The sequence below is a fragment of the Streptomyces caatingaensis genome (genome assembly GCF_001187435.1).
GTDB lineage: Bacteria > Actinomycetota > Actinomycetes > Streptomycetales > Streptomycetaceae > Streptomyces > Streptomyces caatingaensis.
Genome location: NZ_LFXA01000004.1, coordinates 41,300 through 58,959, shown reverse-complemented (window position 1 = coordinate 58,959; position 17,660 = coordinate 41,300). Strand labels below are relative to the sequence as shown.

Genomic DNA, 17,660 nt, shown 5'->3' with positions numbered 1-17,660 from the left:
CTTCAGCGGTGCGTTTGCGCCTTTCGGGCCAGGCTGCTGCCCGCGTCCCCGCGCATGCGGGGGTGATCCTGCGGTTTCCCCTGCCGTAGGTGGCGTGCTTGTTTGGTCCCCGCGCATGCGGGGTTAGCGCGGATGTGGTGCTCACGGCGCCCCCGGCGGGATGAAGGGGGCGCCTTCCGGCACCCCGTCCTCGATCAGGCGCATCAGCGCGTCCGTGTCCGCGTGCTCCTCGATCAAGTCGCCCAGGCGGTCCAGCTGTTCCTCGCGCAGGGCTCCGAACGACGTGTCCGGCGCGGGGACGAAGCGGCGGCCCGCCGCCTCCGCCACCCGCCGCAGGAACGCCCGGCGGAACGCGTCGCTCTCCAGCGAGCCGTGCCAGTGCGTACCCCACACCGAACCCACCCGGCAGCCGTCCAGGAACGCCTCCCCGCCCAGCACTTCGGCGACGCCGTGGTGGATCTCGTAGCCCTCCACCCGCTCGCCGAGCGCCTCGCCCACCGGCCGGGCCAGGGTCTTCTCCGGCGCGAACCGCACCCGTACGGGCAGCAGGCCCAGCCCCTCCACGACCCCGGCCCGCGACTCGACCTCGTCCTCGATGCGTTCGCCCAGCACCTGGAAGCCGCCGCAGACGCCCAGCACCGGGCGGCCCTCGGCGGCCCGCCGCCGCAGCGCGTCGGCGAGGCCGCGCTCGCGCAGCCAGGTCAGGGCACGGACGGTGCCGCGGGTGCCGGGGACCACAACGAGGTCCGCGTCGGCCAGTTCCTCGGGTCGGTCGACGAAGCGGACGATCACGCCGGGTTCGGCGGCGAGCGCGTCCACGTCCGTGAAGTTGGACATCAGGGGGACGGCGCAGACCGCGACCCGCAGCACGTCCTCGCCCAGCGGCGGGGCGACGACCGACTCGCGGACCGCGCCGCGCAGCGAGACGCGGAGCCCGTCCTCCTCGTCGATGCCGAGTCCGTGCGCGAACGGCAGGACGCCGAACGTCCGGCGGCCGGTGAGCCCGCGCAGCATCTCCAGCCCCGGCTCCAGCAGCGATACGTCACCGCGGAACTTGTTGACCAGGTAACCCGCTATGAGCTCCTGGTCCTCGGGGGAGAGCAGCGCGGTGGTGCCGAAGAAGGACGCGAAGACGCCGCCGCGGTCGATGTCGCCGACCACGACGACGGGCAGGCGCGCGGCACGCGCGATGCCCATGTTGACGATGTCGGTGCGGCGCAGGTTGATCTCGGCGGGGCTGCCGGCGCCCTCGCAGATCACCGCGTCGTGGGTGGCGCGCAGCTCCTCCAGGCAGCCGGTCACGGTGCCGAAGAGCTGCTCCTGACGCCCGGAGTGGTAGCCGCGCGCGCTCAGTTCGCCGACCGGTTTGCCCATCAGGACGACCTGGCTGCTGCGGTCGCCGCCGGGCTTGAGCAGCACCGGGTTCATCAGCGCGCTGGGCTCGACGCGCGCGGCCGCGGCCTGCATGGCCTGCGCGCGGCCTATCTCGGCGCCCTCCCGGGTCACGAAGGAGTTCAGCGACATGTTCTGTGCCTTGAACGGCGCCACCTTGACGCCCTTGCGCACCAGCCACCGGCAGACGCCGGCGGTGACCACGCTCTTGCCCGCGTCGGAGGTCGTCCCCGCGATCAGCAGGCCCCCGCCCCGATTACCCACCCGAGCCGCTCCTCTTGACGGTCCTGCCTATGACACTGCCCAGCGCGCGGGCGCCGACAGCCGCGCCCAGGGCCAGGAGGGAGACCCGCCGCGAGAGCCGGACGGCGCGTTCGATGTCGGCCACGGCCACCGGGCGGTTGCCGGAGCCGAGGACGGGACGGTGCTCGACGCGGCCGGCGTAGGCGAGGGTGCCGCCGAGCCGTACGCCGAGGGCGCCGGCGAACGCGGCTTCCACCGGGCCCGCGTTGGGGCTGGGGTGACGGCCCGCGTCGCGGCGCGCGACGCGCAGGGCGCCGCGCCGGTCGGGGGCGGCCAGGACGGTCAGCGCGGCGGTGAGGCGGGCGCCGGGCCAGCCGACGACGTCGTCCAGCCGGGCGGAGGCCCAGCCGAAGCGGTGGTAGCGGGGGGACTTGTGGCCCACCATCGCGTCCAGCGTGTTGACCGCGCGGAAGCCGATCAGGCCGGGGACGCCGGCGAGCGCGCCCCAGACGAGGGCGCCGACGACGGCGTCCGAGGTGTTCTCGGCGACGGACTCCACGACGGCGCGGGCGATCTGCTGCCCGTCCAGGGACTGCGGGTCGCGTCCGCAGAGGTGCGGCAGGCGTTCGCGGGCGACGTCGAGGTCTCCGGCCGCCAGGGCCCAGCCGATCGCGCGGGCCTCCCGGCCGAGGGAGGTGCCGCCGAGGACGGCCCAGGTGGCGGCGGCGGTGAGGGCCGCGTCGGCGGCGCGGCCGCGTCGGGACGCGGATGTGGCGCGGACGGCGCGTGCGAGCAGCGCGGCACCGGCGGTCGCGCCCCCCGCGCACACCAGGCTGTGCAGGGCGCCGCGGCCGCGGTGGTCGCGCCACAGCAGGCGCTCGACGGACTGCGCGGCGCGGCCGAAAGCGGCGACGGGGTGGCCCCGGCGGGGGTCGGCGAGGACGAGGTCGCAGGCGAAACCGAGGGCGGCGCCGCAGGCGAAGCCGAGGGGGTCGGCGGCGGGCATGGCTCAGACCGCCGCGGCACCTCGGAAGGAGCGCGGTCCGGACGGTGGTCGGCGGCGGCGACGGCCGGGCATGGCGTTCGTGTCCTCACTCAGGGTCCGCGCCCTGGTTCGACGTCTGCCGGCGACCAGAGTCTCCTGGCTCCCGGATCGGCGCGGGCCCCCTTGCCTTCCGGCTTTCGCGGGCCGTGGCGTTGCGTGCTGCTCGTGCGCGGGGGTGCGCTCCCCGGTGACAGTGGCGGGACCGCGCCGGATTCTCACCGGCTTCCTCTGCTGTCGCCGTTCGGTTGGCCCCGGCAGTCCACCACGGCCCTTGAGCGGGCGTCAACTCGGGGTTCGGGGTGCGAGGGTGTCTCCTCGCGGGCCCGCCCACGGCCGGCTGCGCGCCGCGGCGCGTACCACGGCGCTGCGCGCGGCCCCCGGAGGGGGCACCCCCCAGGACGGGCCGAATCGGCCCGTCCTGGGGGGTGCCCCCTCCCCCTCACCCGCAGGCGACGCCGCCGCCTCACGCAACGATCAGGTAGATCCCGTAGCCGACCGCCGCCGCACACGCCGCGTAGCACGCGTACGCCCCGCTACGGACCAGAGCGGACGCACCGCCACTCCCGCCCTTGCGCGGCGCCGTCCCGACGATGCCGAGCGTGAAGACGCCGACCAGCGCCACCGTCGTGACGACGCTGACCCCGAAGACCTGGCCGAGAGCGGCCCAGTTGATGTTCATCGTGGAAGGGATCCTCAGCTGGTGGCGGCCACGGCGGGCTCGGGAGCGGTGACGGAGGGGCCCGCCGGCGGGGGCGGGGCCACGGCCTGGAGGGCCTGGGTGACGACGCCGGCCGGCTCCGGCTCGGACGCGGGCGCCGCGTCGTCCGGCACGACCGGCTTGCGCCGCGACACGAGCCAGATCGCGCCGCTGACCGCGAGGCCGAGGACGGCGACCGCCGTGACGCCCCAGTCGCCCTGCTCGGCCAGGAAGGCCGCGCCACCGGCGACGAGGCCGGCGGCGGGGAGCGTCAGGCACCAGGCGACGACCATGCGGCCGGCGGTGGACCAGCGGACCACGCCGCCCTTGCGGCCGAGCCCCGCGCCCATGATCGAGCCGGAGCAGACCTGGGTGGTGGAGAGCGCGAAGCCGATGTGCGAGGAGGCGAGGATCACCGTGGCGGCACCGGTCTGGGCGGCGAAGCCCTGCGCGGGGCGGATGTCGGTGAGGCCCTTGCCGAGGGTCTGGATGATGCGCCAGCCGCCCAGGTACGTACCGAGGGCGATCGCGAGGCCGGCCGAGACGACGACCCACAGCGGCGGGTCGGAGTGCGGGGCGACGACGCCGCCGGTGACGAGGGCGAGGGTGATCACGCCCATGGTCTTCTGCGCGTCGTTGGTGCCGTGGGCCAGCGAGACGAGCGCGGCCGAGGCGATCTGGCCGGCGCGGTAGCCGCGCGCGGTGTCGGCCTCGTCGCGGCCGCGGGCCAGCCGGTAGGTGAGCCGGGTCGCGGCGGTCGCGGCGATGCCCGCCACGACGGGCGCGGCCACGGCCGGGATGAGGACCTTCATGACGACGGCCTCGCCGTGGACGCCGTGCGTGCCGACGGAGACGAGCGTCGCGCCGATGAGTCCGCCGAAGAGGGCGTGCGAGGAGCTGGAGGGCAGGCCCGCCAGCCAGGTCAGCAGGTTCCAGACGATCGCGCCGACCAGACCGGCGAAAATCACCTCTGGCCGGATGCCGGCGCTTTCGTCGATGATGCCTCCGGAGATCGTCTTGGCGACCTCCACCGAGAGGAACGCGCCGACGAGGTTGAGCACCGCCGACATGGCCACCGCGACCTTGGGTCTGAGAGCCCCGGTGGAAATGGTGGTGGCCATCGCGTTGGCCGTGTCGTGGAAGCCGTTCGTAAAGTCGAACACCAAGGCCGTGACGATCACGATCCCGATGAGAAGCGTGATGTGTTCCATTCACCCAGGCAATCAGTCAGGTGGTCAATTGTCCGTACGACGGTCCGTACGTCAGTACGCGGCGACCGTAGGGACTCCGGGTGAACGGAAGGTGAACGGGGACGGGAGCCGTGGTGTCACCCACCGGAGGCGGTGACGCGTGAAGGAATCGAAGGACCCCGCGGCCGAGGCCCGGATCCGGACGGAAGTGCTGGCCACGGCCCGTCGGACGGTCGCCGAGGGGCTCGTGGTGGGCACCTCGGGCAACGTCTCGGCCCGGCTGGGCGACATGATCCTCGTCACGCCCAGCGGCGTCCCCTACGACCGGCTCGCCCCGGACGACCTCGTCGCCGTGGACCCGGACGGCCGCCCGCTGCGCGACGGGCTCGCGCCCACCAGCGAACTCCCCCTCCACCTCGCCGTCTACCGGGCCACCGACGCCACGGCGATCGTGCACACCCACGCCGTCCACGCCACCGCCGTCTCCACGCTCGTCGACGAACTGCCGGCGATCCACTACATGACCGCCGCCCTGGGCGGTCCCGTGCGCGTCGCCCCGTACGCCCTCTACGGCAGCGACGCGCTCGCCCGGCACGCCCTGGCCGCGCTCGACGGCCGCACCGCCTGTCTGCTGCGCAACCACGGCACGATCGCCCACGCCACGAGCCTCGACCGGGCGTACGACCGCACCGCCCAGCTGGAGTGGATGTGCCGCGTCTGGCTGGCCGCCTCGGGCGTGCCCGGCCGCACGCCCACCCTGCTGGGCCCGGAGCAGCTCGCCGAAGCGGCCGGGAAGCTCGGCGGGTACGGGCAGGCACCGTAACGATCAAGCCATCCTCCGGCCGCCGTCCGGCCGGAAACAGCGGCCCGCCCCCGCACGCCGACTGGCCGCGCCCCGCGCGCCCCCCGACACTTGGAGGATGCATCTGGTCAGGACGACGGTCCGGGCGGCGGTGACCGCGGCCGCGGCCGGGGCGGCCGCGCTGGCCGCCGGGCGGTACGCGGGCACCGCCGCCCTGCGGACCGGGCCGGACACCCCGCTGCCCGGCGAACACCCCCTCACCGTCCACTCCGCCGACGCCGGCACGGTCACCCTCGCCCGCACCCCCGCCACCCTGCGCCCCGGCACCCACGGACTCGCCGGGCCCGGCCTGCACGCGATCGTCGGGCCGCCCGTCGCGGACGTCTCGCACCCCCACGACCTCGTCGTCCGCCACCTCGTCCGCGTCGTCCACGGCCATCTCCACGCCGGCGCCCGCGTCCACTTCACCCCGCAGGTCCACCTCGGCGACCCGTACACCGCCCTGGGCATCGCCCACCGCGACATCGACGTGCCCGCCGAGGACGGCACCCTGCCCGCCTGGTTCCTGCCGGGCGCCCGCGACACCTTCGTCATCGCCGTGCACGGCCTGGGCACCACCCGCGAACACCCCCTGGTCGTCCTGCCGTTCCTGCACCGCTCGCGGCTGCCCGTGCTCGTCCCCGCCCTGCGCGGGGACCCCGGCGCGCCCCGGACCCCGGGCGGCGTCGACCGGCTCGGCGCCGACGCGCGGCACGACGTCGTCGCCGCCGTCGCGGAGGCGGTACGGCGCGGCGCCCGGCACGTGGTGCTGCTCGGCTGGTCCACCGGCGCCACCGCGGCGCTGCTCGCCGCCGCCGACCCGCGGGTCGCCCCGCGCGTCGGCGGGCTCGTCCTCGACTCCCCGGTGCTCGACTGGGACGCCGCGCTGCGCGCGCTCGCCGGCCGCCGGCCGCCCGCCGGCCTGCGCGCGCTCGCGGTGCACTCCGCCCGCGCCCGCGCCGGCCTCGACCAGGGTGAACTCGCGGCCGCCGCCGACCCGGCGCGGCTGACCGTGCCGACCCTGCTGCTGCACACCCCGGACGACCCCGTGGCCCCCTGGCACCTCTCCCGCGACCTCGCCGGGCGCCGCCCCGGCCTCGTCACCCTGCGGACCGTCCGCGACGCCGGGCACGCCGCCCTGTGGAACGCCGACCCGGCCGGTTACGAGGAGGCCCTGCGGCGCTTCCTGACGCCCCTCGTGTAGCCCGCGACGGAGACCGGAACCGGTCGCCACCAGGGGTCATGGGTGGCTGCATGGTTGATTCCGATTGGGTTTTCGGAGCGTGAACGGCAAGACTGCTCCTGTGACGTCCCGTACTCCGCGCGACTCCCGGCTCAGACTCGTACCCCGGCAGCCGATCGCCGCCGCCCGCAAGGCGGTGGCCGACCGAGGCTCCCGTCCGGCCCCCCGCCCGCCCGCAGGCATCCCGGCCCGGGCCGAACTCGCCCGGCAGGCCAGAGCCGGGCTCACCGGTGCCGTCCGCCTCGCCCGCTGGGCGGCCGACCAGGAGGCCCGCCCCGAGGAGCTCGACCGGGCCGCCGACCGGGCGGCGGCCGCCCTCGGCGTGCCGGCCGCCCGGATCCGCGCCGACTGGGACCGGGCCCGGCTCGCCGGCCTCCTGGAGCTGCACGGCGGCACCGCCCGCCCCGGCTGGCGCCTGACCGCCTGGGACCGCGACGACAGCGCCGTGCTGCGCGGCTGGGTCGCGCTCTTCGACGCCTGGTCGATCGCCCGCCCCGAGCCGGACGGCGCCGACCCGACCGTCGCCGCCGAGGTCGTCGAGGCCGCGCCCCAACTGCTGTCCGTCATGCACCTGTCCGGCGGCCCGGTGCCCGTCGCCGAGCTCCTCGACCTGCTCACCCAGCGCGTGGCCGAGATCCGCGCCGAGCGCTGCGAGGTCCGGTACGAGGTCCGTGACCAGGGCCGGCCCGTGCCCGACCGGTCCGCCCGCTGCCCCGAGGAGACCGGACCCCTCGCCGGCCTGCTGGACTGGGCCCTGGACGGGCTCGCCTCCGTCGGCGCCCTCGTCGTCCGCGGCACCGGCCCGACGGCCGAGGCCGTGCTGACGCCGCTGGGCAACTGGGCGGTCTGGGTCAAGCTCGAACAGATCTGCGTCGCCGCCCAGAGCCCCGCCGGCAACATCGAGCTCGCCGCCGAGGCCATGCTCCGCGGCTGCGCCGACCTCAGCCCCGGCCCCGCCCGCGCCGAGTACCGCGCCTGGATCGCCGCCCGGCCGGTGCGCAGCGCGGTCGAGGAACTCCTCGACGCGGCCCGGGGGGACGACGCGCTCGTGCGCGGGCTGGCCTTCGAGGCGCTGCGCGTGGTGGGCGCGCCCGCCGAGCCCGCGGTGCGCGCGGCCGTCGACGAGCCGGCCGTCCGCCCGTACGCGCTGCTGTGGCTCGCCGAGCAGGAGGGGTACGACCCCGAGGAGGCGGCGGAGGTGCTCACCCGTGAGGAGGCCACGTGGCTGTGGGTCGACACGGCGGCGGCCGTGGCCGACCACGGAGAGAGCCGGCTCCTCGTCCGCCATCTCGACTCGGCCGTGCAGGGGACGGTGCCGGGGCTTCTGGAGGAGGTGCGCGCCGTGGGCCACCCCCGCACCGTCCAGGTGCTGGTGGCGCTGGCGGCCGCCCACCCCGACCCGGCGCTCGCCAAGGCCGTCCGCCGCGCGGCCTTCCAGGTCCACCGCGGCGGTACATGAGCGGGTGAGTCCGCCCCCGGCCCGCCCTTCCCCCGGAGGGGGTGCCCCCGGTTTCTTGCCGCGCTGCCGCGCGGGTGGGCGGGGGCTTCGCCCCCTGCGCCCCGAAACCGCGCGGCAGCGCGCAGAAACGGGGGGCACCCCCTCCCGGGGAGAAAGGGCGGGCCGGGGAGGGCACCCCCCGGGCCCGCGTCAGCCGAACGTGTTGCAGGCCACAACACTCCCCGTCCGATACCCCGTCGTGAACCACTGCTGCCGCTGCGCCGCAGAGCCGTGCGTCCAGCTCTCCGGCGTCACCTGCCCCTGGAACTTCTCCTGGATGCGGTCGTCCCCGACCGCCGCCGCGGCGGAGAGGCCGTCGGCGATGTCCTGCTGCGTCAGCTGCTTGAGCAGCGGGCGGCCCGTCGCCGGGTCCGGCGTCGTCGTCGCGTGGTGCGCCCAGACGCCCGCGTAGCAGTCCGCCTGCAGCTCGACCTTGACGGAGTTGCTGGACTCGCCCGTCCGCCGGTCCTGGGTGCGGGCCAGCGTCCCGGTCAGGTTCTGGATGTGGTGCCCGTACTCGTGGGCGACCACGTACGCCTGGGCGAACGGCCCGCCGCGCGCCCCGAACTTGTCGGTCAGCTCCTTGAAGAAGCCCAGGTCCAGGTAGACCTTGTGGTCACCGGGGCAGTAGAACGGCCCGACGGCCGAGGACGCCGTCCCGCAGGCCGTGTTCGTCCGGTCGGTGAAGAGCTTGGTCGGGGCCGGGTCGTACGCGCGCCCGCCCCGCGCGTACTCCTGCTTCCAGAAGGACTGGACGCTGTTGACGACGCCGACGATCCGGCAGTCCTCGCGCGTGTTCGCGTCCCGCCCCTTCTTGCAGCTCTGCGCCACCTGGCTGTCGGTCCGGGGGCTCCCGGAGGACGTGCCCGACGGCCCGGACCCGGACGACAGGCCCAGCTCCTCCGGGCCGATGCCGAAGAACAGCCCGGCGAGCAGGGCCAGCAGCCCCACGACGCCGCCGCCCACGGTCAGCCCGCCCCCGGGGATGCGGCCGCCCCGCTCGTCCTGCACCTGTGAGGTGTCGAGGTCCGCGTCGTCGTCGAACTGCATGCACCACCGCCTTTCCCCCGGGGCCGTCACCCCGAGTATCCGTTCACCGACCGTTCCGTGCCCGGCCGGGCCGTCCGGAACGGTAGTGAATCCGGGCGTACGACGGCGAACCAGGCGACAGCCGAACGGTGCACGCCCGGCGTGCGAACACGCACCGTGCGCCCCGCCACCCTCCGCCCGGCCGGGAAATCCGCTTGCCCGCCCCCGTTAGACTCTTCCCCATGGCTTCTCTCCTCGTGCATTAGACGGCGCCGCGCCGCCCGCGCGGCCGTGCTCGCCCACCCCCCGACCGCCGTCCACCCTGCCCAGGAGCAGTACCCGTGATCACCGCCTCCGGCCTCGAGCTGCGCGCCGGCGCCCGCGTCCTCATCGAGTCGGCCACCTTCCGCATCGCCAAGGGCGACCGCATCGGCCTGGTCGGCCGCAACGGAGCGGGCAAGACGACGCTCACCAAGTGCCTGGCCGGCGAGGGCATCCCGGCCGCCGGCACGATCACGCGCTCCGGCGAGGTCGGCTACCTCCCGCAGGACCCGCGCACCGGCGACCTCGACGTGCTCGCCCGCGACCGGATCCTCTCCGCCCGCGGCCTGGACACCGTGCTCCGCAAGATGCGCGAGAACGAGGACCGCATGGCCAACGGCAAGGGCGCCACGCGCGAGAAGGCCATGAAGAAGTACGAGCGGCTGGAGACGGAGTTCCTCACCAAGGGCGGGTACGCCGCCGAGGCCGAGGCCGCCACCATCGCCGCCAGCCTGGGCCTGCCCGACCGCATCCTCGCCCAGCCGCTGCACACCCTCTCCGGCGGCCAGCGCCGCCGCGTCGAGCTGGCCCGGATCCTCTTCTCCGACGCCGACACGCTCCTGCTCGACGAGCCCACCAACCACCTGGACGCCGACTCCATCGCCTGGCTGCGCGACTACCTCAAGACCTACCGCGGCGGCTTCGTGGTCATCTCCCACGACGTCGACCTGGTCGAGACCGTCGTCAACAAGGTCTTCTACCTCGACGCCAACCGCTCGGCCATCGACGTCTACAACATGGGCTGGAAGCTCTACCAGCAGCAGCGCGAGGCCGACGAGAAGCGCCGCAGGCGCGAGCGGCAGAACGCCGAGAAGAAGGCCGCCGCCCTCAACGCCCAGGCCGACAAGATGCGGGCCAAGGCCACCAAGACCGTCGCCGCCCAGAACATGGCCCGCCGCGCCGAGAAGCTGCTCGCCGGCCTGGAGGCCGAGCGCGTCTCCGACAAGGTCGCCAAGCTGCGCTTCCCCGAGCCCGCGCCCTGCGGCAAGACCCCGCTAATGGCCGAGGGCCTCTCCAAGTCCTACGGCTCGCTGGAGATCTTCACCGACGTCGACCTGGCCATCGACCGCGGCTCGCGCGTCGTCATCCTCGGCCTCAACGGCGCCGGCAAGACCACGCTGCTGCGCCTGCTGGCCGGCGCCGAGCAGCCCGACACCGGCCGGGTCACCCCGGGCCACGGCCTCAAGCTCGGCTACTACGCCCAGGAGCACGAGACCCTCGACCCCGACCGCACCGTCCTGGAGAACATGCGCTCCGCCGCCCCCGACCTCGACCTGGTCGAGGTCCGCAAGGTGCTCGGCTCGTTCCTGTTCTCCGGCGACGACGTCGACAAGCCCGCCGGCGTGCTCTCCGGCGGTGAGAAGACCCGGCTGGCCCTGGCCACGCTGGTCGTCTCCTCCGCCAACGTCCTCCTCCTCGACGAGCCCACCAACAACCTGGACCCCGCCAGCCGCGAGGAGATCCTCGGCGCGCTGCGCACCTTCACCGGCGCCGTGGTGCTGGTGACGCACGACGAGGGCGCGGTGGACGCGCTGGAGCCGGAGCGCATCATCCTGCTGCCGGACGGCGTCGAGGACCTGTGGGGCCCGGACTACGCGGACCTGGTCGCCCTCGCCTGAGGCCGTCCCGGGCCTCGCTTGATCGGTCCCCTCCCGATCATTCGGCCGATGCGTGATCCTTCATATGAGTGAGGACGGCTCGTACCCCGGTGTGGTGGAACGCTCCGGCGCACGCAGGGCACCGGCCGCCGGCCGCCTTCCGCTCCCGCACTCCCCGCTCCGTCCCTGACCTGCCGCTTCACCGGGCCACCCGTACGGCCGTACGGCCGAGCAGGGACGGAATCGCCTGCTCCGGGGCCGGTCGGCGGCCCGGATCGCGGAAACCTTCTGTCATCGACCTTGCCGAATGGGTGGCCAGGATCCCGGCAAGGGGTGATCATGAGAGACAAGAGGCGCATCTCCCATGAGGAGGCACGGGTGGCCGAGACTCTGAAGAAGGGCAGCCGGGTGACCGGCGCCGCGCGCGAGAAGCTCGCGGCAGACCTGAAGAAGAAGTACGACTCCGGTGCGAGCATCAGGGCGCTGGCCGAAGAGACCGGCCGCTCCTACGGCTTCGTCCACCGGATGCTGAGCGAATCCGGCGTGATCCTCCGGGGTCGCGGCGGGGCGACGCGTGGCAAGAAGGCCGCCTCGGCCTGACACCGCGCACCTGTCGGGCGACGAAGGCCCTCCGGGGCCCTCAGGCATGGACGGTGCCACCCGGTCGGCCGTACTACCGGCCGGGTGGTTACTGTGCAGTCACTTGTAGCTGACTGCAGTTCCGACTCCGGAGGCTTCCATGACCGCCCCGCAGGCCCTGCTCGACCAGGACGGCGTGCGGCTCACCGTGCAAGACGCGGTGGCCACCGTCACGCTGAACCGTCCCGCCAAGCGCAACGCCCAGTCGCCCGCCATGTGGCGGGCGCTCACCGAGGCCGGGCGGCTGCTGCCGGGCAGCGTGCGGGTCGTGGTGCTCCGGGGTGAGGGCAAGTCCTTCTCCGCGGGCCTCGACCGGCAGGCGTTCACGCCCGAGGGCTTCGACGGCGAGCCGTCGTTCCTGGACCTGGCGCGCGGCTCCGAGGCCGACCTCGACGCCGAAATCGCCGGATACCAGCGGGCGTTCACCTGGTGGCGGCGCAACGACATCGTCTCCATAGCCGCCGTGCAGGGGCATGCGATCGGCGCGGGCTTCCAGCTCGCTCTCGCGTGCGACCTGCGAGTCTGCGCGGACGACGTGCAGTTCGCCATGCGCGAGACCAGTCTCGGCCTGGTGCCCGACCTGGGCGGCACCCAGCCGCTGGTCGGACTCGTCGGCTACGCGCGGGCGTTGGAGATCTGCGCCACTGGGCGCTTCGTGCACGCGGCGGAGGCCGAGCGGGTGGGGCTCGCCAACCTCGTCGTGCCCGTCGACGAACTCGCCGCCGCCGCCGAGGACTTGGCCGCCGCCGTGCTCGCCGCCCCGCGCGACGCGGTCGTCGAGACGAAGGCGCTGCTGCGCGGTGCGGTGACGCGCGGCTACGACGAGCAGCGGGCGGAGGAGCGGGCCGCGCAGGGGCGCCGCCTGCGGGACCTGGCGGGGCTGGGGGAGTAGGGGTCCAGTCGGTCCTTCCGGAAGCGGCCCCTCCGGGGACGGTCCGTCCGGGCGGTTCCTCTGGGGGCAGTCCTTTTGGGGAGTCCTTCCGGGGCGGGTGCGGGGCTTCTCTAGTCGCGGTCCACGGCCGCGACGACCACGGCCCCGCCCGTCGCCTCGCGCGCCGCCCGGGCCACGTCCAGCACCCGCGCCCCCGCCGCGACCGCGATCCACGTCACCGCGCCCTCCGCGGACGCGGCGCGCACGCCCGGTACGGGCAACGAGCCGGACAACTCCGGAGCGTGCCCGCCCCGCGCCTCCGTCACCGACTCCACCACCCGCACGTCCACGCCCTCCACCACCAGCCCCACCCGTCCCTCCGCCACTCCGACCAGCGCTTCCCGCACCCGCCCCACCACCACCGGCAGCGGGTCGTCCCCGAGGCCCGTCGCCATCTCGACCGAGATCCGCAACGGCCCGGCCGGCAGGGCGCTCGGCGGGGGCGCGACCGGGGCGGGGGAGACGGGGGCGCCCGGCGCGCGGTCCACACGCAGGGCGCCCAGGCGCACGCCCCGGGGCAGGGGCGTGTGCCGCAGGACCGCGCCCGCCGCCGCCTCGGTGATCCACGTCCCGTCCCGCGCTCCGCCGAGCGGCAGAAGCCGCCCGAGGGCGAGTTGCCGGCGGACCGCCCGGATTCCGTCCATGTCCGTCCTCCTGCCCCGCACGCCGCGAAGTTCCCGGCGACAGGGCCTATCGTGTCAACAGATCGGTGGCGTCACTGTCCCTCCCGTGGAACCTTCCCCATTCCCCAGGAAGCGAGGCGAACGACCATGACCGACACGCCGGGCGGCCCGGACGGACCCGAGGCGGCGAAGGAGGCCAAGGAGTACGTGGCCCCGGCCGAGCGCGGGCGCACCACCATCGCGGACGGCGTCGTGGAGAAGATCGCCGGTCTGGCGGCCCGTGACGTGGTCGGCGTCCACGCCATGGGCAGCGGTTTCGCACGGACGTTCGGCGCGGTGCGCGACCGGGTGCCCGGTGGCGGCAAGTCCGCGACGCGCGGGGTGAAGGCGGAGGTCGGTGAGGTCCAGACGGCTCTGGACCTGGAGATCGTCGTCGAGTACGGCGTCGCGATCGCCGACGTGGCCCGCGCCGTCCGGGAGAACGTCATCGCCGCGGTGGAGCGCATGACCGGTCTCGAGGTCGTCGAGGTCAACATCGCCGTCAGCGATGTGAAGCTGCCCGACGAGGAGGAGGAAGAGACTCCGCCGAGGATCCAGTGACCCGGAACGGCCGAGTGACGAGGAGCGCACGATGAGCATGGCCGTCGTCGGCTTGATCGTCGGCATGGCGTTGGGATTCGCCGGGTACTTCGGCGGGTTCGGCGCCTTCCTGCTGGTGGCGGCGCTGGGCGCCGTCGGCTTCGTCGTCGGCCGGTTCCTGGACGGCGACCTGGAGGCGGGCGACTTCTTCCGCCCGCGCGACCGGGACCGCGACCGCGACGACCGGCGGCGGTAGGCGATGAGCGTCGCACGGGGAGGGCGGGCCGTGGAGCCGGCCGCACGCGGGGCGACCCGGATCGCCGACCGCGTCGTCGCGAAGATCGCTTCGCGGGCCGCGCACGAGGCGCTGGCCGAGGCCGCCGAGGCCGCCGGCGCCGGAAGGCCGGGGGAACCGCCGTTTGCGACCGTGACCGTCCACGAGGAGGCGGCGCGGGTGCGCGTCTCCGTCGAACTCGGCTACCCCGTGGACGTCGCCGGCCGCTGCCGCGCCGTCCGGCGGCGGATCACCGAGCGCGTGCGGACCCTGGCGGGCATGGAGGTGCCGGAGGTCGTGGTCACCGTGGAGCGGCTGCACTCGCCGCACCTGCGGCACGGCGGGACGGAGCGGGTGCGGTGAGGCGGCGCGGCGCGGGCGGCGAGGGCGGCGCCGGTGACGGCGGCCGTGCGGGGCGCTTCTGGTCGGCCCGCCGGGTGCCCGCCGCGGTGGTCGCGGTGGTCGTCCTGGGCGCCGCCGGGGTCCTCCTCTACGACGTCGCCGCGGTCCGGGCCGGCCACCGGGCCCTGGGCTGGCGGCGCCGGCTCGCCCACGAACTCGCCCACCGGCCCCTGCACAACGGCTGGATCGTCGCCGGCGCGGTGCTCGCCGTGCTGGCGGGGCTCTGGCTCGTCGTCCTGGCCGCGACGCCGGGCCGGCGCGGGGTGCTCCCGATGCGGCGCGACGATCCCGACGTCCGCGCCGGGCTCGACCGCCGCGCGGCGGCGCTGGTGCTGCGGGACCGGGTGATGGAGGTCTCCGGGGTGCAGTCCGTACGCGTCGACGTCGGCCGGCTGGCGGTCCGGGCGCGGGCCCGGTCGCACTTCCGGGACCTGGACGAGGTGCGGACGGACGTGGAGGGCGTCCTGGCCGACGCCGTACGGGAGTTGGGGGTCGCCCGGCGGCCCGTCCTGTCGGTCCGCGTCCACCGGCCGCCGAGGCGGTGAGCGCGGTGGGCGCGGTGCTGCGGGTGTTCAACCGTGTTCTGCTGGGGCTGGCCGGGCTGCTGCTCCTCGCGCTCGGCGCGGCGGTGCTCGTCGGGGCGCTGGACCTGCCCCGGCACTGGGACTTCTCCCTGCCGTCCGCCTGGCCCTTCCAGGGGCCGGACGACGTGCTCCTCACGGCCGCGGACCGGCGGCGGTGGCGGCACCGCCAGTGGTGGTGGCCCGTCGTGATCGGCGCCCTGGCCGTGCTGGTTCTGGCGGGCCTGTGGTGGCTGCTGGGGCAGGTGCGCCGGCGGCGGCCGCGGGAGGTGGTGCTTCCCGCTGTCGATGATCCCGTGGTGGTTGTGCGGGGGCGGGCCGTGGAGGAGACGGTGGCGGCGGAGGCGGAGGCCCTGGACGGGGTCGAGAGGGCGGCGGTGGTGTTGGTGGGGCGGCGGGGCGCACCGGGGGTCCGGGCGGTGCTGGTGCTGTCACCGGGGGCGGTGCCGGAGGTTGTGCTGCGGCGTTTCGCGGTGGAGGTCCTGGAGGGAGCCCGTACGTCCCTGGGGCTGGGGCGGCTGCCGGCGGAGGTGCGGTTGCGGGGGGTGCGGCATCGCGCGGAGCGCGTGGGGTGAGTCCGCCCCGGACCCTCCCCCGGAGGGGGTATCCCCACGACGGGCTGAATCAGCCCGTCGCCGCCGGCACCGGCTCTGCCGGGGACGACGCCGCCGCCAGGCGATCCCGGCGCTCGCGGCGCACGAGGATCACCCATCCCACCGGCACGAACGCCGAGAAGAGCCACCACTGCACGGTGTACGCCATGTGGTTGCCGATGCTGCTGTGATCGGGGTCGTCGATCGTCTGCGGCTGCCCCTTCCCCGCGGGGGAGATGAGCTCCAGATAGCCGCCGAGCACCGGCCGGTGCAACTCCTTCGCCTGCCGCCCGCTGTTGATGATCATGATCATCCGGGGCGGCAGCCCCTTGGTGTCGCGGATGCCCTCGCCGGCGTCCTCGTCGGCCCGCAGCCGCCCGGTGAGCTCGATCCGTCCCGAGGGCGGGGCGGGAACCTTCGGGTAGGTGCGCTGGCCGGCGTCGGCCGGGATCCAGCCGCGGTTGACGAGGACGGCCTTGCCGTCGCCCTCGCCGCCCTCCAGGACGAACGGCGTCACGACCATGAAGCCGGACTTGCCGGAGTTGTCGGTCCGCAGGCGGACGACGACCTCGCCCTTGGGGTCGTACGACCCCTTGGCCGTGACCCGGCGCCAGACGTTCTCGTGCGCCACCTCGCGGCCGGGCGCCGTCAGATCGGTGACGGGCACGGGGGCGTGCTCGAGGCTGCGGCCGATCTGGTTGTTGCGCGCCACCCGTTGCTCATGGCGATGCAGCTGCCAGAAGCCCAGTTTGATCATCACCGGGATGAGGACGAGCCCCACGAGCGTGAGGATCACCCACTGCCGGGTCAGCAGGAAGCGGTACACGCATTGACGGTACCTGGTGCGGTTCGTCCCCCCTCGCCCGGGTCACCGGCCGCGGGCGCCGGGCCGGGCCTCCTCCGCCGGCCGCACGTGCGAGAGCAGCTGCACGAAGGCGGCCTCGTCGACGACCGGCGTCCCGTACTGCCGGGCCCTGACCGCCTTGGAGGTGCAGGCGCCCGGGTCGTTGGTGACGAGAAGGCTCGTCAGTCGCGAGATGCTCGTCGCCACGTGGAGCCCGGCCTCGGTCGCCCGGTCCTCCAGGAGCTCCCGGTCGATGGAGGTGTCGCCGGAGAAGGCCACCCGCATGCCCTGAACGAGCTGTTTGCCCGGTTCGTAGCGGCCGGGGTTGGGGTACGGGCAGGCGGGCCGCTTGCGGTTCGGCCGCCAGTTCGCCGCGCCGCGGTGCTGCCAGGACGGCTGGTAGCCGACGGACGCGGACCGGGTGGCCGCCGGGCCGTCGGACCACTCCGTCAGCGGCTGGCACGCCAGCAGCGGAAGCCGCAGGTTCGCCTCGGCCGCCAGCGCCAGGCTCGGGCGGAAGGTCTCCGCCAGCACCCGGGCGTCGTCCAGCGCGTGGTGCGCCTGACGCTGCTCCACGCCGTAGTGGGCGGCCAGGGATTCGAGCTTGTGGTTGGGCAGCGGCAGCCCGAGCTCCTTGGAGAGCGCGATCGTGCACAGCCGCCGGCGCACCGGCGCCTCGGAGCCGGCCCGCGCGTACTCCCGGGCGATCATCGACCAGTCGAACGCCGCGTTGTGCGCGACCAGCACCCGGCCGTCCAGCCGCCGCCCGAACTCCTCCGCGATGTCCTCGAACACCGGGGCCTCGGCGAGGACTTCGGCCGTCAGCCCGTGGATCCACACCGGGCCGGGGTCGCGGCGGGGGTTGACCAGCGTGTACCACGAATCCTCGACCCGGCCGCGGGCGTCCAGCTGGTACACGGCAGCCGACACTATCCGGTCGTCCCGGGCGAGCCCGGTGGTCTCCACGTCGACGACCGCGTATCCCTCGGGATACGCGGCCGGCCACGGGCTGGGCGATGCGGCTGCGATGCGGTCTTCGAGCATGGTCCAAGAGCTTACGGGCCCCCACTGACAGCGCTTGCCCGCCTCCCCGCCCC

Annotated in this window: 19 protein-coding genes and 1 riboswitch; of the genes, 11 read left to right on the top strand and 8 right to left on the bottom strand. The window is 74.9% G+C overall.

The window, feature by feature from the left end:
* Window positions 1-141: 141 nt before the first annotated feature.
* From AC230_RS07665 to AC230_RS07650, 4 genes are all read right to left on the bottom strand, one after another.
* Complete coding sequence (locus tag AC230_RS07665; protein ID WP_049715312.1) at window positions 142-1,656, bottom strand: cobyric acid synthase; 1,515 nt, start codon at window positions 1,654-1,656, stop codon at window positions 142-144.
* Window positions 1,649-2,641 (bottom strand): cobalamin biosynthesis protein, encoded by a 993-nt coding sequence (locus AC230_RS07660; RefSeq protein ID WP_049715311.1) that lies wholly within the window; start codon window positions 2,639-2,641, stop codon window positions 1,649-1,651. Before AC230_RS07660 ends, AC230_RS07665 begins: the two co-directional genes overlap by 8 nt.
* Window positions 2,642-2,770: 129 nt before the next feature.
* Window positions 2,771-2,908: riboswitch (cobalamin riboswitch) on the bottom strand.
* 235 nt (window positions 2,909-3,143) lie between these two features.
* Window positions 3,144-3,359 (bottom strand): hypothetical protein, encoded by a 216-nt coding sequence (locus tag AC230_RS07655; protein WP_049715310.1) that lies wholly within the window; start codon window positions 3,357-3,359, stop codon window positions 3,144-3,146.
* 14 nt (window positions 3,360-3,373) lie between these two features.
* A complete protein-coding gene (locus tag AC230_RS07650; RefSeq protein WP_049715309.1) occupies window positions 3,374-4,588 on the bottom strand; it encodes an inorganic phosphate transporter in 1,215 nt (404 codons plus the stop codon).
* A gap of 139 nt (window positions 4,589-4,727) precedes the next feature.
* Here AC230_RS07650 and AC230_RS07645 point away from each other — a divergent pair, with 139 nt between their 5' ends.
* The 3 genes from AC230_RS07645 (at window position 4,728) to AC230_RS07635 (ending at window position 8,110) form a co-directional block, all read left to right on the top strand.
* Window positions 4,728-5,390 carry a class II aldolase/adducin family protein gene (locus AC230_RS07645; RefSeq protein ID WP_049715308.1) on the top strand — a complete coding sequence of 221 codons (663 nt, stop codon included), beginning with the start codon at window positions 4,728-4,730 and terminating at the stop codon, window positions 5,388-5,390.
* Between the two features lie 97 nt (window positions 5,391-5,487).
* Window positions 5,488-6,612 carry an alpha/beta fold hydrolase gene (locus AC230_RS07640; protein WP_049715307.1) on the top strand — a complete coding sequence of 375 codons (1,125 nt, stop codon included), beginning with the start codon at window positions 5,488-5,490 and terminating at the stop codon, window positions 6,610-6,612.
* Between the two features lie 100 nt (window positions 6,613-6,712).
* The gene (locus tag AC230_RS07635; protein WP_078871059.1) at window positions 6,713-8,110 is read left to right on the top strand and encodes a hypothetical protein; all 1,398 of its coding nucleotides are present in this window, start codon (window positions 6,713-6,715) and stop codon (window positions 8,108-8,110) included.
* A 189-nt stretch (window positions 8,111-8,299) separates the two neighbouring features.
* Here the strand turns inward: AC230_RS07635 and ypfJ are convergent, their stop codons facing one another.
* Complete coding sequence (gene ypfJ / locus AC230_RS07630) at window positions 8,300-9,199, bottom strand: KPN_02809 family neutral zinc metallopeptidase (RefSeq protein ID WP_049715306.1); 900 nt, start codon at window positions 9,197-9,199, stop codon at window positions 8,300-8,302.
* A 320-nt stretch (window positions 9,200-9,519) separates the two neighbouring features.
* Between ypfJ and AC230_RS07625 the strand changes: the two genes are divergently transcribed.
* From AC230_RS07625 to AC230_RS07615, 3 genes are all read left to right on the top strand, one after another.
* Window positions 9,520-11,118 (top strand): ABC-F family ATP-binding cassette domain-containing protein, encoded by a 1,599-nt coding sequence (locus tag AC230_RS07625; protein ID WP_049715305.1) that lies wholly within the window; start codon window positions 9,520-9,522, stop codon window positions 11,116-11,118.
* A gap of 357 nt (window positions 11,119-11,475) precedes the next feature.
* The gene (locus tag AC230_RS07620) at window positions 11,476-11,697 is read left to right on the top strand and encodes a helix-turn-helix domain-containing protein (protein ID WP_030366669.1); all 222 of its coding nucleotides are present in this window, start codon (window positions 11,476-11,478) and stop codon (window positions 11,695-11,697) included.
* 139 nt (window positions 11,698-11,836) lie between these two features.
* Entirely contained in the window at window positions 11,837-12,628 is a 792-nt protein-coding gene (locus tag AC230_RS07615) for an enoyl-CoA hydratase/isomerase family protein (protein ID WP_049715304.1), read from the top strand.
* A gap of 110 nt (window positions 12,629-12,738) precedes the next feature.
* Here AC230_RS07615 and AC230_RS07610 read toward each other — a convergent pair whose 3' ends face one another.
* Window positions 12,739-13,311: a hypothetical protein gene (locus AC230_RS07610; RefSeq protein WP_053161081.1), complete on the bottom strand. Its 573-nt coding sequence runs from the start codon at window positions 13,309-13,311 to the stop codon at window positions 12,739-12,741.
* A 126-nt stretch (window positions 13,312-13,437) separates the two neighbouring features.
* Here AC230_RS07610 and AC230_RS07605 point away from each other — a divergent pair, with 126 nt between their 5' ends.
* The 5 genes from AC230_RS07605 to amaP are packed head-to-tail and all read left to right on the top strand — an operon-like array spanning window position 13,438 to window position 15,701.
* The gene (locus AC230_RS07605) at window positions 13,438-13,890 is read left to right on the top strand and encodes an Asp23/Gls24 family envelope stress response protein (RefSeq protein WP_049715303.1); all 453 of its coding nucleotides are present in this window, start codon (window positions 13,438-13,440) and stop codon (window positions 13,888-13,890) included.
* A gap of 31 nt (window positions 13,891-13,921) precedes the next feature.
* On the top strand, window positions 13,922-14,125 hold the full coding sequence (locus tag AC230_RS07600; protein ID WP_049715302.1) for a hypothetical protein: 204 nt from the start codon (window positions 13,922-13,924) through the stop codon (window positions 14,123-14,125).
* A gap of 3 nt (window positions 14,126-14,128) precedes the next feature.
* Window positions 14,129-14,506 carry an Asp23/Gls24 family envelope stress response protein gene (locus AC230_RS07595; RefSeq protein ID WP_049715301.1) on the top strand — a complete coding sequence of 126 codons (378 nt, stop codon included), beginning with the start codon at window positions 14,129-14,131 and terminating at the stop codon, window positions 14,504-14,506.
* Window positions 14,503-15,090 carry a DUF6286 domain-containing protein gene (locus AC230_RS07590; protein WP_049715300.1) on the top strand — a complete coding sequence of 196 codons (588 nt, stop codon included), beginning with the start codon at window positions 14,503-14,505 and terminating at the stop codon, window positions 15,088-15,090. Before AC230_RS07595 ends, AC230_RS07590 begins: the two co-directional genes overlap by 4 nt.
* A 5-nt stretch (window positions 15,091-15,095) precedes the next feature.
* Window positions 15,096-15,701: an alkaline shock response membrane anchor protein AmaP gene (gene amaP, locus AC230_RS07585; protein WP_107082106.1), complete on the top strand. Its 606-nt coding sequence runs from the start codon at window positions 15,096-15,098 to the stop codon at window positions 15,699-15,701.
* Between the two features lie 49 nt (window positions 15,702-15,750).
* Here amaP and AC230_RS07580 read toward each other — a convergent pair whose 3' ends face one another.
* Window positions 15,751-16,545 carry an SURF1 family cytochrome oxidase biogenesis protein gene (locus AC230_RS07580; protein WP_049715299.1) on the bottom strand — a complete coding sequence of 265 codons (795 nt, stop codon included), beginning with the start codon at window positions 16,543-16,545 and terminating at the stop codon, window positions 15,751-15,753.
* Window positions 16,546-16,587: 42 nt separating this feature from the next.
* Window positions 16,588-17,607, bottom strand: a complete 1,020-nt coding sequence (locus AC230_RS07575) for a DEDDh family exonuclease (protein ID WP_049715298.1) — start codon at window positions 17,605-17,607, stop codon at window positions 16,588-16,590.
* Between the last annotated feature and the right edge of the window lie 53 nt (window positions 17,608-17,660).

Coding starts and splice junctions, on each gene's coding strand:
- AC230_RS07660 (WP_049715311.1), bottom strand. CDS start 2,641: ATGCCCGCCGCCGACCCCCTCGGCTTCGCCTGCGGCGCCGCCCTCGGT.
- AC230_RS07655 (WP_049715310.1), bottom strand. CDS start 3,359: ATGAACATCAACTGGGCCGCTCTCGGCCAGGTCTTCGGGGTCAGCGTC.
- AC230_RS07650 (WP_049715309.1), bottom strand. CDS start 4,588: ATGGAACACATCACGCTTCTCATCGGGATCGTGATCGTCACGGCCTTG.
- AC230_RS07640 (WP_049715307.1), top strand. CDS start 5,488: ATGCATCTGGTCAGGACGACGGTCCGGGCGGCGGTGACCGCGGCCGCG.
- ypfJ (WP_049715306.1), bottom strand. CDS start 9,199: ATGCAGTTCGACGACGACGCGGACCTCGACACCTCACAGGTGCAGGAC.
- AC230_RS07615 (WP_049715304.1), top strand. CDS start 11,837: ATGACCGCCCCGCAGGCCCTGCTCGACCAGGACGGCGTGCGGCTCACC.
- AC230_RS07610 (WP_053161081.1), bottom strand. CDS start 13,311: ATGGACGGAATCCGGGCGGTCCGCCGGCAACTCGCCCTCGGGCGGCTT.
- AC230_RS07605 (WP_049715303.1), top strand. CDS start 13,438: ATGACCGACACGCCGGGCGGCCCGGACGGACCCGAGGCGGCGAAGGAG.
- AC230_RS07600 (WP_049715302.1), top strand. CDS start 13,922: ATGAGCATGGCCGTCGTCGGCTTGATCGTCGGCATGGCGTTGGGATTC.
- AC230_RS07595 (WP_049715301.1), top strand. CDS start 14,129: ATGAGCGTCGCACGGGGAGGGCGGGCCGTGGAGCCGGCCGCACGCGGG.
- AC230_RS07575 (WP_049715298.1), bottom strand. CDS start 17,607: ATGCTCGAAGACCGCATCGCAGCCGCATCGCCCAGCCCGTGGCCGGCC.